Raw genomic sequence first — 13,533 nt, 5'->3', positions numbered from 1 at the left:
TCCCCACGGGGAATTATTTGCCGATACGTTGCGTGACAATGGTTATGCAAGTCATGTGCCAAGAAAGAGAATCTGCCGCCATCAGGCATGGATGCTGGAGATCCGCCGCTCCCGCGGTGGAAAGGGCATGGTGGGACGGCAGAGAAAAGAGAAGGCAGGGCGCAACGTTTTTTTGTTCAGCCGCTTTGCCGTTTCCGGCAGGACAAGAGGGGGCGCAGCGCGGGGCCGGGCCTGTCACAGCCGTATGCCCGGCGGGCAAAAGAAGTTAACGGGCCTCAATCACAAGACCGGCGACTTGAAGGCGTCTTGCGGCTCAGGCCGCCACAGCCGCGGCCCAGCGTCGCACATGGCCGGAAAGGCGCGTCACCAGCGTCAGCAGCTCGTCCAGACGCCCGCCGCGCTCCATGCACAGCACGCGCCAGAAATGCCCCAGGGAGGACAGCGGCGGGCAGGCGTCCAGAAGGCTCTGGAGACGCTCGCAATTGCGCAGAAAAAGCTGCCCGGCCCGGGCGCTTTTGCCGGTGAGTCGCCCCTGCTCGGCCAGCAGATCAAGCAGTTGCGCGGCCTGGGACAATACAGGCGCCACTGTTTCCCTGAATGCCGCGGAATAGGGCAAAGCGTCGGAGGCAACAGGCATGCGGGCGTTGAGGGGCTCGGACGTTTCTCCGGGTCGCGCTTGTGCGCTTTCCAGACTGTCAAGGATCTGACGCCAGAACAGGCGTTGCTGGCCGAGCCAGAGGCTGCGGTCTTCCTGCTCATGGCCGGAAAGACTGCGCACGCGGGCAAAGCAGTGCGCATCCGTCTCCGTCACCCAGACGCGGACTTCCCGGCAGATCGCGGGGGTCAGGCCGGCCTGCCAGTTCCCTTGGGTCAGATAGCCCAGGGCCAGATCCCCGGCGCTTTGCGGGCTGATCCGTTCCAGACAGCGTTGCCCGTGCGGGCAGGCGCTGTTGTACGGGCAGGGATGGCAGGGCAGGGCCGGTTCCAGGCAGCAGCAGCCGGGCAGATAGGGGCCGGTGTCCCAGGGTTGGGCCGTGGCCAGAAAAAAGGCCAGGCAGGGCAGCCCCAGACCCGCGGCCAGATGCATGGTGCCGGTGTCATTGGTGACCAGCAGGCGCAGGCGGCTGAGCAGGGCCGCCAACTGCGGGATATCGGTCTTGCCCACGGCGTCCACAAAGGGGCCTTGAGCCCGGGCCGCGTAAGCCCTGGCCAGCGGGCTCTCGGCGGTCGCGCCCAGCAGTACCGGGCAGAGGGCCTGCTCTTGCCAGAGCCGGTCGCCCAGGGCGGCAAAAGAACTTGTGGGCCATTGCCGCCGGGATTCGCTGGCCCCCAGTTGCAGGCCCACAAAGCCCGCGATGCGGACGCCGGGACTTGCGGGCAGCCTGAGCGGCCGCGCCAGAAGGGTATCGGCAAAGGCCAGGGACGCGCCTGCGGGACGCTGGAGCGCACATGTGCCCGCGCCGGCCCTGGATCCGGGAGCGGGTGCGCCCACCATGCGGAACATGTCCGCCAGATTGAAGGGCGCGTTCAGGCGCTGCAATGTGGCGCCGTTCAGAAAAGCGGCCCAGATGCCGCCGCTGAAGCCGAAACCGTGCGCATCCATGCCGAAACCCAGCACAGCGTCCGGCGACGGAGCCAAAAGCCTGGTCAGCAGCCTGCCCGGCAGGGTCGGCGTCAGATTGACCACGCGCCGGGGCGCGGCCTGCTCGCGGATGCTTCGGGCAAAGTCGAGCAGCCGGGCCGCGGCCTTTTGCCAGCATTTGTCCAAATCCGCCATAAGCCCGGCTCCGGGCAGGGGCCAGGCCGCGTCCAGATGGCGCAGCAGGGGCAGGGCGGCGGCAAAATTGTCCAGGCAGACCAGACCCACCGTATGGCCGCTGCCGTGCAGATCGTGGATCAGGGGCTGGCATTGCAGCAAATCGCCGAAGCGGGTCAGGTTGACGATCAGGGTGTCCACGCTCATGCGGGATGCCTCGCGCCGCTCAGGCCAGAGCTGTGCGGCTGCCGCCGTCCAGCATGTTCAGGGCCAGCATCTTCTCCTGTTTGAAGCGATTGCTCACCGCGGCCTGCACCTCCCTGCTGGACGAGCCGAATTGCCCGGCGCGCAGCGCATACACATGACTGATCAGTTTGCGCTCATAGGCCGGATCCGTGGGCTTGCCGCTCATCCTGTCGGCCCTGTCGAAAATCCGGGCAGCGCCTGCCGGGCCGTGCTGCACGGCCGTGCTCCAGATCACTTCGCGCATGGCGGGCGAGAGTTTGTCGGCCTCAAGGCCCGTGCGCTCCACGATGGCTTCCAGCGCGGGTTTATAATGGCTCTCACGGATAAAGGCTTCCTGCAGGGCCTCAAAACGATCGGGCTGCTCGCGGGCAATGGCCCGCCAGGTGTCGGGCATACCGCCCCGGCGGCTGCCCGTATTGGCCGGGCCGCTCCTGCGCAGGCGCTGCGAAAGATCGGGGGCCGCGCCGTCCAGAAATTCCAGAAAGTTTTTCATGCTGCCCACGCGCGAGGCGATTTGATACTTGCCGTAGGATGTGCCGCCGTTGCGATCATAGCCCACGGCCGCGACCCCGTCCCCGCCGGACTCAAAGCGGGCGGAAAGCTGCCCCAGACCGGGACTGTCCGCCTGTCCGCCGCGTGTGGAGCGCGCCCTGTTCGTCGCTGCGGTTTTGCGGGGCCGGGTATGAATGAAATCGCCCACGCTCAGCCCGCCCAGGCGCGCGTCAAGATTGCGCGTCAAGGAACGCAAATGCCGGGCCGTGCCCAGGTTGCGGGCCAGATCCAGGGGGGAATCGCCGCCGGAAAGATTTTGCATCAGGCCGTCCAGAGCCTGCGTGCGGCGCAGATCCGACTGGGCTTTGGAAAAGACCTGGGCGCGCGCCAGATCGCTGGGCGAACGCCCGGCCAGCACGGGATTGCGCAATTGCAGGGTATTGACGGCCTCCTGCGGCCGCTGGGCCGTGGCAGGGAGCTTTTGCCCCGCCGCGCTTTCCTCCTGCCCGGCCATCAGCGCGGCAAAGGGCGAAGACGCATTGGCGGCCCCGGCAGCGCGGCGCGGCGCGGCCGCGGCCGGATTAACATGCTGGTCGGCCGGGGGCCTGATCAACAAGGTGGAATGTGACATGCGTTCCTCCTGTGGCGGATTGCGGGAGCGGAACGTGCGGGCCCATTGCCGCCCGGATGCCCAAAAGATCCGGGATCCAATGCGCGCCTGTCTGTGAAGCGCAAGGCCTTCCAGCCCGTGGCAGCCGGGCGAGGCGTTGCTGCGGGCCTCCGCTTAAATCCTGCCGCACGGCCCAAGAGTAGCAAGGACAGTGCCAATGCGCGTCCACAGCAGCATTGCGGGCCTGGTGAGGCAGGCCGCGCCGTTTTTTCGACGGGCCGGGGGCTGGGGCAGGCCGCTTGTGAGAAGGCTCGCGCCGGCTTGGGCTTTCTGCCTGGTTTCTGAGGACGCGGCTGAAGCTGAACCCGCGCCGCGATCCGACTGCGCACTCTGCGAGAAGCAGGGCCATAAAAAGCGGCTGCCCTTTTGCGCAGCAGGACAGCCGAAAAAAGGATTTTGGCGGAGGCGGGTCAGCGCGCCGGGGCGGGGCCGGGCGAGGGCACGGCGTCGCGGCCCGCGATTTTGAGCGCCGCGCCCAGCTCGCGGGCCAGAACTTCCGTAAAATATTCAGGCAGTTCGCCGTTGAGCTTGATCTCGTGGCGTACCAGCAAGGCCAGCCGCATGTGGCTGCTGGCCACGGCATTGCGGCGGGAGATATTTTTCAGGTTGGCCTTGTGCGCCCGGCGGGCATTGGGCACGCGCCGCTGCACAAGCAAAACGTCGGTCAGCAGGGCCGTGCCGCCTGTGCCGGAAAGCCGCGAGGGCGCGTCATATCCGGCATCCACCACGCCGCGCAGGCTGTCCGGGTCCACCGGGCCAGCGTCCAGCACGGTGATCTGGATGATATGGCCCGCCTGGCTGGGGTTGCCGGTAACGGTAAAGCCCTTGCCGCTCACACAGGCTTCGACCCGGGATCGCAGGCCCAAGACCCGGTTGCTTTTGTCGCGCACGTTTATATATACAACATCGGCAATATCCTCGTCGCCGCCTGCGCTGCTCAGTTCGCCGCAACGCAGTACCTCCACCTGGGAGGCGTCTCCCTCGCCCCGGCGGACGCAGGCGCAGAGCAGACACAGGCTCAGAAGCAGGAAGAGAAAAAATCGCAGTTTGGGCATACGCCTCCTTCTTTTTCCAGACGCCGCGCCGCGTTTGGCGGCAGTGCATCGTATCGCAACGGCCGGGGGCAGTCAAAATGCGTCTTAGAGCGCTTAGCTCCTTTCATGAGCAAAACGCTCTAAGGATGCAGCGCATTGAGAATTTCGAGGCTCAGCTTGTCCTCCAGGGCAGGCAGGCTGTCTTCCCGCTCCATGTCCGCGCCTTCGGCGCTGACCGTCACCCGGCGCAGCTCGGCGTCAGTGGGCTCGCGGCCGTCGCGGCTGATGCCCACCCGGGCCCGCAGGCCCCAGACCTTGCTTTTGCCGTAGCTGTCCAAAAGGCTTACGCCCAGGCCGAGCAACGCGCCGCCGCCCGCGCCCCAGCCCGCGCCGCTGCGGCCGTTGACGTCCACGGCGCTGCCCAGCAGCATGCCGAGCATGGCGCCGGTGGCCGCGCCGCCCAGAGCCTTGCCCGCGCTGATCGGTGCGTTTTTGGAACCCAGGGGGTAAATGTCTTCAATGCGTACCCGCACCAGGATGTCGGCCTGCCTGGCCTCCTCGGTGGGGCTCAGGCCTCGCTCGCTCTGCAGATAGGCCGTGAGCATGGATTGCAGATCGTCATTCAGATTCGCGTCCCCGCCGCTGACCGAGACGTGCAGGCTCTGGCCCGGCCTGGCAGGCGTTTGCGGCAAAGGCTCCGAGGGGGCCTGAGGCAAAGGCTGCGACCCGGCCCCCTGGCCGGAAGCCGGAACCGCGTCCCGGTGGCCGGCGCACGCGCCCGCCAGGACGCAGAAGAGCAACAGGCAGAGCAAGGTCGGAAAAGGAAAGGACATCTGACGCACGCGCATTTTTTCTCCGCGGCCGCGGGAAAGTCTGGAGTCCAACACGACCGTATTGTTTCCGTAGCGCAGAAGAGCGGAGCTGTCCAGACGCCCTGCGGCTGCGCTGCGGCGGCCACGCTGCCCGGCGCACTTGACGCGGGCATGTTTTGTCGTATCTTGCCCCTACACTGTCTGCGCCTGGCGCGGCCACACGGGCCGCGCCGCGTCAGCCATTACCGTTGAGGACAATGCATGGGCAAGCAGTTGATTATCGTGGAATCCCCGGCCAAGGTAAAGACCATTAAAAAGTTTCTGGGGCCGCAGTATGTGGTGCAGGCCAGTGTGGGCCATGTGCGCGATCTGCCCTCCAGCACCCTGGGCGTGGACGAGGCCAACGACTTCGCTCCCCATTATGAAGTCATTGAAAACAAAAAGCATGTGGTCAACGAGTTGCGAGCGGCAGCGGCCAGGGCCGATACGGTCTTTCTCGCGCCGGACCCGGATCGCGAGGGGGAAGCCATTGCCTGGCATGTGGCCGAGCTGATTCGCGACAAAGCCAAAAACATCAAGCGCATCCAATTCAACGAGATCACCTCCAGAGCCGTCAAGGAGGCTCTGGAACATCCGCGCGAACTGAACGCCGCTCTTTTTGACGCCCAACAGGCCCGGCGCGTGCTGGATCGGCTGGTGGGCTACAAGATTTCGCCCCTGCTCTGGAAAACCATCAAACGCGGCATTTCCGCCGGGCGGGTGCAGTCCGTGGCCTTGCGCCTGATCGTGGATCGCGAGGCCGAGCGCGAGGCTTTTAAACCTGAGGAATACTGGCTGTTCAAAGTCCTGCTTGCCGCCGCAGCGCCGCCGCCCTTTAAGGCGGATCTGGCCAGAATCAACGGCAAAAAGGCGGCCATTGCCAACCGCGAAGCTGCGGACGCGCTGGAAGCCGCCATCAGGGGCAAGCCGTTCGTGGTGGAAAGCGTTGAGGAAAAAGAGCGCGAACGGGCTCCCCAGCCGCCGTTCATCACCTCCACCTTGCAGCAGGCGGCCAATCAGCGCCTTTCCTACACGGCCAAGCGCACCATGAACATCGCGCAGCGTCTTTACGAGGGCGTGGAACTGGGCGACAAGGGGCTGACCGCGCTGATCACCTATATGCGTACCGACTCCACGCGTATTGCCGATGAGGCGCGCAAGGCGGCCCGGGACTTTATCAGTGACACGTTCGGTCAGGAGTATCTGCCCAAAAAGGCCCGGATCTACAAGGCCAAGGGCGGAGCCCAGGACGCGCATGAAGCCGTGCGACCCGTGGATGTGAGCATCACGCCGGAGATGGTCAAGCCGCATCTGCCGCCGGATCAGTACAATCTTTACCGGCTGATCTGGTCGCGCTTCGTGGCTTCGCAGATGGCCGGGGCGCGCTTCCACGACACTGTGGCGACCATCGCCTGCGCCCATACCCAGTGGCGGGCCAAGGGCGAGCGCCTGCTCTTTCCCGGTTTTCTCGCGGCCTGGCCGCGCGGCAAGGAGGAGGCCGACGCCGAGCTGCCGCCCCTCCAGGCCGGGCAGACCCTGACCCTGAACAAGCTGGAAAAGGAGCAGAAATTCACCCAGCCCCCGGCCCGCTACAGCGAGGCAAGCCTGGTGCGCGAGCTGGAGGAGCTTGGGATCGGGCGGCCGTCCACCTACGCGGCGATCATCTCCACCTTGCAGGATCGCGATTATGTGCATCTGGCGGAACGCCATTTCGTGCCCACGGATCTGGGCCGGGTGGTCTGCCGCCAGCTCACCGAGCATTTTGCCAGGCTCATGGACGTGGGCTTTACGGCCCAGATGGAGGAGGGCCTGGACAAGGTGGCCGAGGGCAGCGAAAACTGGGTAAACCTGCTGCGGGCCTTTGCCGCGGATTTTAATCCCACTCTGGACGCGGCGGCCAAAAACATGCAGAGCCTGAAGGGCGGCATGCCCACGGATCTGCCCTGCCCGGACTGCGGCAAGCCGCTGCTGATCAAGTTCGGCAAGGCAGGGGCCTTTCTGGCCTGTTCCGGCTATCCGGAATGCCGCTACACCAGCAATTTCGCGCGCACCGAGGACGGCCGGGTGCAAGCCGTGGCCTCCGAAAAGCCGCAGTATGAAAAAGTGGGCCAATGCCCGCGCTGCGGCAAAGATCTGGTGATCAAAAAATCCCGCACCGGCAGCCGCTTTATCGCCTGCACGGGCTATCCGGCCTGCGATTACGCCGCGCCTTTTTCCACCGGCGTGCCCTGCCCGCGCTGCGGCAAGGGCACTCTGGTGGAAAAGAGCAGCAAGCGCGGCAAGCTTTTCTATTCCTGCGATCAATACCCGCAGTGCGATTTCGCCCTCTGGGACAAGCCCGTGCCCGGCCCCTGCCCGCGTTGCGATTCGCCCTATCTGGTGGAGAAAAAGAGCCGGGACGGGCTCAGGATTCTTTGCCCGGTCAAGGGCTGCGGCTATGTGAAGGAGGACGGCGATGCCTGAGATCCATCAAGAAGAGTCGCCGCTGGCGGGCCCGGAAAGCCCGCAAGCCCGGGATGCGCGGGTTGATCCGTCCGCTGCCGTGGGCGGGGATTTTTTTGAGGCGCGCGTGGCGGCATTGCTCGAAGCCGGGCGCAAGGCCGTGCTGCTGACTGTGATTTCGCGCCAGGGCTCGGCTCCGCGCGCCGCCGGAACCCGCGCCCTGCTTACGGAAGACGGTTTTGAAGGCACCATCGGGGGCGGGGCTCTGGAGGGCCGGGCCCTGGAAGCGGCCCGGCAAAGCCTGGCGGCCGGCATTTCCGCCCGCGTTTCCTGCGATCTCACCGGCCTGTCGCCGGAAAGCGACATGATCTGCGGCGGCAGCATGGAAGTGCTTTGCGAGGCGCTCATGCCGCAACAGGCTGCGGTCTTCGCCCTGGCCGCGCATGTTTTGCGCGCAGGCGGCAGCGGCGTCTGGACTGTGGATGTCAGCCGCGAAAGCCTGCCCCGGCGCTGCCTGCATCTGGAGAACCTGCCCGCGGAATTTGCGGGTTTGGCTGATTCCCCGGCTGTGCGTCAGGGATTGGAGGCCGCGGCGCCGCTGCTGGAAAAGCTCGGCAATAAGCCCGGATTGCTCGCAGGCGGGGATCGGGCCATGTATGTGGAGCCCCTGAGCGCCCCGCCCGTGCTCCTGCTCTGCGGCGGCGGCCATGTCTCGCTGGAGGTGGCGGCTTTGGCCCGGACCTGCGGTTTTGTGGTGGACGTGGTGGACGACAGGCCGGAATTTTCCGATCCCGCGCGTTTTCCCATGGCCCGCCGCTGTGTGACCCTGCCGGGCTTTGAAGGGCTGGTGGAGGCCTGCGGCATTGGCCGCAGGCATTATGTGGCCATTGTCACGCGCGGCCACAGCTTTGACCGCGAGGTGCTCTCGCAGGCCCTGGCAAGCCACGCCGCCTATATCGGCATGATCGGCAGCCGCGCCAAGCGTGAGCAGGTCTATGCGGCCCTGCGGGAGCAGGGCGTGCCCGACGCGGAGCTGGCAGCCGTGCGCTGCCCCATCGGCCTGCCCGTGGGCGCGGAAAGCCCGCAGCAGATCGCGGTGGCCGTGGTGGCCGAATTGCTGGCCGCTCGGGCCGGAACCTTGCATCGCCTGCGTTTTGAAGACTAGAGCATTTTCACTTTGAAAATGCTCTGCTGACGCGAAAGCGGCAGCCGCCGCAACGCGGCGTACATTCAGGCAAAAACCGCGTTTTTCGCCTGAATGCCACCTTTGACTTTCATAAAAAGTCAAAGGTAATCTGCTCCAGGGTCAGCCCTGGTACTGCCTTGAGCCCCCCGACACTGCCGAACGGCCGGTTTGCCTGGCCGCGAGGCGCAAAAAACCGCGCCGGAATGAAATTCAGGCGCGGGGAACTCTCTGGGGCGAAAGATGGGACTTGAACCCACGGCCACCTGGGCCACAACCAGGTGCTCTACCAACTGAGCTACTTCCGCCACGGGAAGGCTGTTATACGCAGAGGCGCTTTTTTTGGCAAGCGATTTTTGCCGCTTGCGACTCTGGATTTTATCTAAAAAAAAAGCTACAAAGTTTCGTATCCCGGATTCTGGGCAGGTTATCTTTGAAAACCTTGCCCTTATGCGCGGTTTTTGCGGATATGCCGCGCAATGAGCCTGCCGCAAGCCGCAGTGACTTGGCGGCAGGCGCGCGGGCGTATTCCGCTCCCCGTCATTCTCACGGCCGTGCACGGCCCGGCAACCGGCGTTCCCGGCCGCGCGTCGGCAACCATGCCCCGAGGACATATGGATAAACTGGTCATTGACGGCGGCATACCGCTTACCGGCAGCATTGAGGTCAGCGGCTCCAAAAACGCGGCCCTGCCCATATTGTTTGCCGCCATTCTGGCGTCGGATTCCGTCACATTCAGCAACGTGCCGGATCTGCGCGACATCCATACCACGCTGAAGCTTTTGCAGATGCTGGGCTGCGCCTGCGAATACGCGGACGGAAAGGCCTGCATCACGCCCGGCACGCTTTTGCCCGAGGCTCCCTATGAGCTGGTCAGCACCATGCGGGCTTCGGTGCTCTGCCTGGGGCCGCTGTTGGCGCGCATCGGCCGGGCCCGCGTGGCGCTGCCCGGCGGCTGCGCCATCGGCGCGCGCCCCGTGGATCAGCATCTCAAGGGCCTGGAGCAGATGGGCGCGCGCTTCGATCTGGAGGAAGGCTATATTCTGGGCCGCTGCCGCAAGCTCAAAGGCGCGCATGTCACCTTTGACATGCCCACTGTGGGCGGCACGGAAAATCTGCTCATGGCCGCGGTTCTGGCGGAGGGCGAAACCATTCTGGAAAATGCGGCCCGCGAGCCTGAAGTGGTGGACCTGGCGAATTTTCTCCTGGCCTGCGGGGCGCGCATCCAGGGCCAGGGCAGCAGTTGCATCCGCATCCAGGGCGTCAGCGAGCTGCGCGGCGCGCCCTACGCGATCATGCCGGATCGCATTGAGGCGGGTACCTTTCTGGTGGCCGCGGGCATCACGGGCGGCGAGCTTCTGGTGCGCAACTGCCCCTTTAAAGAGCTGGAAGCCGTGATCCTCAAGCTGCGGGATATGGGCATGGAGATCACGGCCACGCCCGAAGGCGTGCTGGCCAGATGCGCCTGCCCCCTGCGCGGCACAGATCTGAAAACGCAGCCTTATCCCGGCTTTCCCACGGACATGCAGGCCCAGGTCATGGCCCTGATGTGTTCCGCCCAGGGGGCCAGCGTGGTGGAAGAAAGCATTTTTGAAAACCGCTTCATGCATGTGCAGGAATTAGTGCGCATGGGCGCGCAGATCAAGATTTCCGGGCATACGGCCATGGTCCGGGGCGTCAGCCAGCTTGCCGGGGCTCCGGTCATGGCTTCGGATCTGCGGGCCAGCGCCTCCCTGGTGCTGGCCGGGCTGGCCGCGCGCGGCACAACCCATGTGCGGCGCATCTATCATCTGGATCGCGGCTATGAACGCATTGAAAACAAGCTCAACGCCGTGGGCGCGCGCATCCGCCGCGAAAAAGAATAATTCCACGCATTGCCGGGAGGACAGCATGCCACGCTTGGCCCTGCTTCTGCTTCTTGCGGTTCTGACCGTTCTGAACGGCTGCGCCTATGGCGCCTATGGCCTGTATGACGATCAACGCCTTATGGACACGATCACGGACGACAAGGCCCTGGCTTCCAGCATCAAGACCGCGCTGTTGGAGGCCAGTTTCAGCGACGGCTGGTCCATTGCCGTGTATTGCTATTACGGCAACGTCTTTCTGGTGGGCGAGGTGCCGCAAAACATGCAGGCCAAAGCCCTGGCCATCGCCCGGCGCTATAAGCCGCGCTCGATCACGCCGCACTGGTTTGCCCCGGCCAGGAGCGAGGCAAGCGATTTCGCCCTGGCCACGTCCCTGCGCACGGCTCTGATCGGGGCCAAAGGCCTTTCTTCCACGCGCATTGACACGGAAGTCAATGCCGGGCGGGTGGTCTTGCTGGGCGTCGTCAAGGATAAGGCGGAAAAGCAGATCGCCATCCGTACGGCGCGGGCCGTCAAGGGCGTCACCTCTGTGACCAGCTATTTGATGCTGCCCCAGCGCTCCGGGGCTGTGCCGGACATGCCCGGGCCCAAGGCCGCCGGCAGCGGCAGGGAAGGCGTACAGGCCACCGGGCTGCCGCCGAGCCCGTCCGGGACAAAGGGGAACAAGGCCACTCAGCCCGCGCAGCAGCCCGCAGCCCCTGCCCACGCAACGCAAGCGCAGAAAAGCTAGGATCAGCCCTCATTAGAGCATATTTATTGCTTTTGAAACGCTTGATCCGGCGCTTCACGGCGCAAGTACATTTCGCCTGCGCCTGTCTCTGCTGTCGCCATCCGTAAGGCGGCACAGCCGCCAACGGCTGACGCTCGCGGCGGGCATGGCTTCGCCCTGCCAGAGCGTTGAGCTGATTTCATTAGCAAAATGCTCTAAAAAATTCGTTTTGAGTTTCAGATAGTTATAATATCATTTTCATTGAAAGCGTGAATGTCTCATTATTGGCCCGGCTTGCCAAGAGCCGGAGTTTTGCGTAAGAGCAAAACCCACGGAGCGTGGCGCAGCTTGGTAGCGCACCTGCTTTGGGAGCAGGGGGCCGAAGGTTCGAATCCTTTCGCTCCGACCACGGTTTCATAACGGAGTATCCGCCCATCGGCGACACATCCGTTTTTGTTTGCCGCCGGGACGCGCGCCGCCTCTCTGTGATTCTGCGGGTCCGGTTCGAACTTCTTCCCTGGCGCGTTGCGCCCGCCTCTCTCACGGGCCGGGCGCGCGCAAAAGACTTTACCTCTGACCCGTCCGCAGCTAGCATCTGTGCATGATCGCCACCGCACGCCGCGCGATTTTTCTGGATCGCGACGGCACCCTCAATCACGACTCAGGCTATGTGCATCGCTGGGAGGACTGGCGCTGGCTCCCGGGCGTGCCCGATGCCCTGGCCCGCTTCAAGGCGGCGGGCTGGTTGCTGGTGGTGGTCAGCAATCAGTCCGGCATCGCGCGGGGTCTGTTCGGCGAGCGGGAGATGCAGGCTCTGCATGCGCGGATCAATGCGCAATTGCACCCCTTGGGCGCGGCCGTGGACGCCTGGTACCATTGCCCGCATCTGCCAGAAATCAGCGGGCCGTGCGCCTGCCGCAAGCCTGCGCCGGGCCTTTTGCTGCGGGCCGTGCGCGAATGGGATATTGATCCGGCAGCGTCCTGGATGATCGGCGACCGCCTGCGCGATGTCCAGGCCGGGCGCGCGGCCGGATGCCGCCCGATTCTGCTCCGCACGGGCTGGGGAGAAAAAGAGGCTGCCGGGCTGGCGCGGCAAGTCGGGCCGCCCATACCGGTTTTGCCGGATTTGGCCGCGGCCTGCGCGTACATTCTCGGGCAAAAGCCGTAAACCGGGCCGGCCTGCAGCAGCGCGCCCCTTGCGGGTCGTCTGGCAAGAGCCGGCCGCTCCGCGCAAAAAGGCGGGATACGCTTCTGCGCTGCGGAGGGAACGCGCCAGAGCGTTTTGCTCATGAAAGTAGCGAAACGCTCTGGCAGGGCGAAGCCATGCCCGCCGCGAGCGTCAGCCGTTGGCGGCTGTGCCGCCTTACGGATGGCGACAGCAGAGACAGGCGCAGAGGAAATTGACTTGCGCCGTTACATTACGCGCCGGAGCGGGCGTTTCAAAAGCAATATGTTCTAGAGCATTTTGCTTTTAACTTTTTACATAGCCACAGGATTTAAACCATCCTTCAGCGTCTTTTTGTGTGATACAACTTAATGCTTTTCCAATGGATTTGTACAGTTCATCACATGTTTTTGCTTTCATACCCCGAAGTAATTGTTTCACTTTGCTCCACATCTTTTCAATGGGATTTAAATCCGGGCTGTATTCTGGAAGGAAAATATACTTGCAGCCTTTTTCCGTTATCAAGTTTTTGGCTGTTTTTGACTTATGGACATTCAAATTGTCCATTATAACAATATCGTTAGCTTTAAGCGTTGGAAGAAGAAATTTTTCAATATAAGCATTGTACATCTTTCCATCCAGTGCCCCATCAAAAACAACACTGCAAGTTTCTCCCGTTACCCGGATTGCTGAAAGTATGCTTATCCTTTCCCAACGTCCGTCTGACGCATGATCATGGCAACGTTGGCCATTTCTGGCTCTGCCGTATAATCTCGTCATATTGGTTTTGGCACCGGTTTCATCAATAAATATCAATCTATTACATGAAGCTTTTTGCTGGAACAGTTTCCATTCCTCACGTTTCCTTCTTACATCTTCGCGTTCTTGTTCGCTGGCCTTGAGAGTTTTTTTATATTTGTAGCCAAGTTTAACAAGCAGACGGTGGATGGCAGCCAGGCAACAGGATTTATTAAAATGTTCTTTAATTTCCTGGAGAGTATTAACTAAATAATGTTTTAATGTCATCCAGAGTTCCATTCACATGAAACCTGGCAAAAAGAGCCATCGTCAAGTCAACCATGTGCAGACTTCGTGAAACAACGACCGACTTTCGGCGGAA

Annotated in this window: 10 protein-coding genes and 2 tRNA genes; 6 read left to right on the top strand and 6 right to left on the bottom strand. The window is 63.3% G+C overall.

Annotated features, from left to right (window positions below):
- Positions 1 to 313: 313 nt before the first annotated feature.
- From G7Y51_RS08505 to G7Y51_RS08490, 4 genes are all read right to left on the bottom strand, one after another.
- On the bottom strand, positions 314 to 1,963 hold the full coding sequence (locus G7Y51_RS08505) for a glycosyltransferase family 9 protein (protein ID WP_165176489.1): 1,650 nt from the start codon (positions 1,961 to 1,963) through the stop codon (positions 314 to 316).
- Positions 1,964 to 1,982: 19 nt separating this feature from the next.
- Positions 1,983 to 3,125 carry a hypothetical protein gene (locus G7Y51_RS08500; RefSeq protein ID WP_165176486.1) on the bottom strand — a complete coding sequence of 381 codons (1,143 nt, stop codon included), beginning with the start codon at positions 3,123 to 3,125 and terminating at the stop codon, positions 1,983 to 1,985.
- Between the two features lie 449 nt (positions 3,126 to 3,574).
- The gene (traT, locus tag G7Y51_RS08495) at positions 3,575 to 4,219 is read right to left on the bottom strand and encodes a complement resistance protein TraT (RefSeq protein ID WP_165176484.1); all 645 of its coding nucleotides are present in this window, start codon (positions 4,217 to 4,219) and stop codon (positions 3,575 to 3,577) included.
- A gap of 119 nt (positions 4,220 to 4,338) precedes the next feature.
- Complete coding sequence (locus G7Y51_RS08490; protein WP_206214286.1) at positions 4,339 to 5,046, bottom strand: hypothetical protein; 708 nt, start codon at positions 5,044 to 5,046, stop codon at positions 4,339 to 4,341.
- A gap of 225 nt (positions 5,047 to 5,271) precedes the next feature.
- Here G7Y51_RS08490 and topA point away from each other — a divergent pair, with 225 nt between their 5' ends.
- Positions 5,272 to 7,512 carry a type I DNA topoisomerase gene (gene topA / locus G7Y51_RS08485; protein WP_165176480.1) on the top strand — a complete coding sequence of 747 codons (2,241 nt, stop codon included), beginning with the start codon at positions 5,272 to 5,274 and terminating at the stop codon, positions 7,510 to 7,512.
- Positions 7,505 to 8,656, top strand: a complete 1,152-nt coding sequence (locus G7Y51_RS08480; protein ID WP_165176478.1) for an XdhC/CoxI family protein — start codon at positions 7,505 to 7,507, stop codon at positions 8,654 to 8,656. Before topA ends, G7Y51_RS08480 begins: the two co-directional genes overlap by 8 nt.
- A gap of 250 nt (positions 8,657 to 8,906) precedes the next feature.
- On the opposite strand, the gene G7Y51_RS08475 is transcribed toward G7Y51_RS08480, so the two are convergent.
- Positions 8,907 to 8,982: transfer RNA gene (locus G7Y51_RS08475), tRNA-His, on the bottom strand.
- A gap of 306 nt (positions 8,983 to 9,288) precedes the next feature.
- Here G7Y51_RS08475 and murA point away from each other — a divergent pair.
- The 4 genes from murA (at position 9,289) to gmhB (ending at position 12,416) form a co-directional block, all read left to right on the top strand.
- Positions 9,289 to 10,539 carry a UDP-N-acetylglucosamine 1-carboxyvinyltransferase gene (murA, locus tag G7Y51_RS08470; protein WP_165176476.1) on the top strand — a complete coding sequence of 417 codons (1,251 nt, stop codon included), beginning with the start codon at positions 9,289 to 9,291 and terminating at the stop codon, positions 10,537 to 10,539.
- Positions 10,540 to 10,564: 25 nt separating this feature from the next.
- Positions 10,565 to 11,269: a BON domain-containing protein gene (locus G7Y51_RS08465; protein ID WP_165176474.1), complete on the top strand. Its 705-nt coding sequence runs from the start codon at positions 10,565 to 10,567 to the stop codon at positions 11,267 to 11,269.
- Positions 11,270 to 11,580: 311 nt separating this feature from the next.
- Positions 11,581 to 11,657 (top strand) — tRNA-Pro (locus G7Y51_RS08460).
- A 192-nt stretch (positions 11,658 to 11,849) separates the two neighbouring features.
- A complete protein-coding gene (gene gmhB, locus G7Y51_RS08455) occupies positions 11,850 to 12,416 on the top strand; it encodes a D-glycero-beta-D-manno-heptose 1,7-bisphosphate 7-phosphatase (RefSeq protein WP_165176472.1) in 567 nt (188 codons plus the stop codon).
- A gap of 303 nt (positions 12,417 to 12,719) precedes the next feature.
- Here gmhB and G7Y51_RS08450 read toward each other — a convergent pair whose 3' ends face one another.
- Positions 12,720 to 13,451, bottom strand: a complete 732-nt coding sequence (locus tag G7Y51_RS08450) for an IS630 family transposase (protein ID WP_165176470.1) — start codon at positions 13,449 to 13,451, stop codon at positions 12,720 to 12,722.
- Positions 13,452 to 13,533 lie beyond the last annotated feature (82 nt).

It is taken from the genome of Desulfovibrio sp. ZJ369, from assembly GCF_011039085.1.
Lineage (GTDB): Bacteria > Desulfobacterota > Desulfovibrionia > Desulfovibrionales > Desulfovibrionaceae > Desulfovibrio.
This window is presented reverse-complemented; position numbering and strand designations above follow the sequence as displayed.

Bases quoted from the DNA above. Each gene is read 5' to 3' on its own strand.
- G7Y51_RS08505 (WP_165176489.1), bottom strand. From the start codon at position 1,963: ATGAGCGTGGACACCCTGATCGTCAACCTGACCCGCTTCGGCGATTTG.
- G7Y51_RS08500 (WP_165176486.1), bottom strand. From the start codon at position 3,125: ATGTCACATTCCACCTTGTTGATCAGGCCCCCGGCCGACCAGCATGTT.
- traT (WP_165176484.1), bottom strand. From the start codon at position 4,219: ATGCCCAAACTGCGATTTTTTCTCTTCCTGCTTCTGAGCCTGTGTCTG.
- G7Y51_RS08490 (WP_206214286.1), bottom strand. From the start codon at position 5,046: ATGCGCGTGCGTCAGATGTCCTTTCCTTTTCCGACCTTGCTCTGCCTG.
- topA (WP_165176480.1), top strand. From the start codon at position 5,272: ATGGGCAAGCAGTTGATTATCGTGGAATCCCCGGCCAAGGTAAAGACC.
- G7Y51_RS08480 (WP_165176478.1), top strand. From the start codon at position 7,505: ATGCCTGAGATCCATCAAGAAGAGTCGCCGCTGGCGGGCCCGGAAAGC.
- murA (WP_165176476.1), top strand. From the start codon at position 9,289: ATGGATAAACTGGTCATTGACGGCGGCATACCGCTTACCGGCAGCATT.
- G7Y51_RS08465 (WP_165176474.1), top strand. From the start codon at position 10,565: ATGCCACGCTTGGCCCTGCTTCTGCTTCTTGCGGTTCTGACCGTTCTG.
- gmhB (WP_165176472.1), top strand. From the start codon at position 11,850: ATGATCGCCACCGCACGCCGCGCGATTTTTCTGGATCGCGACGGCACC.
- G7Y51_RS08450 (WP_165176470.1), bottom strand. From the start codon at position 13,451: ATGGAACTCTGGATGACATTAAAACATTATTTAGTTAATACTCTCCAG.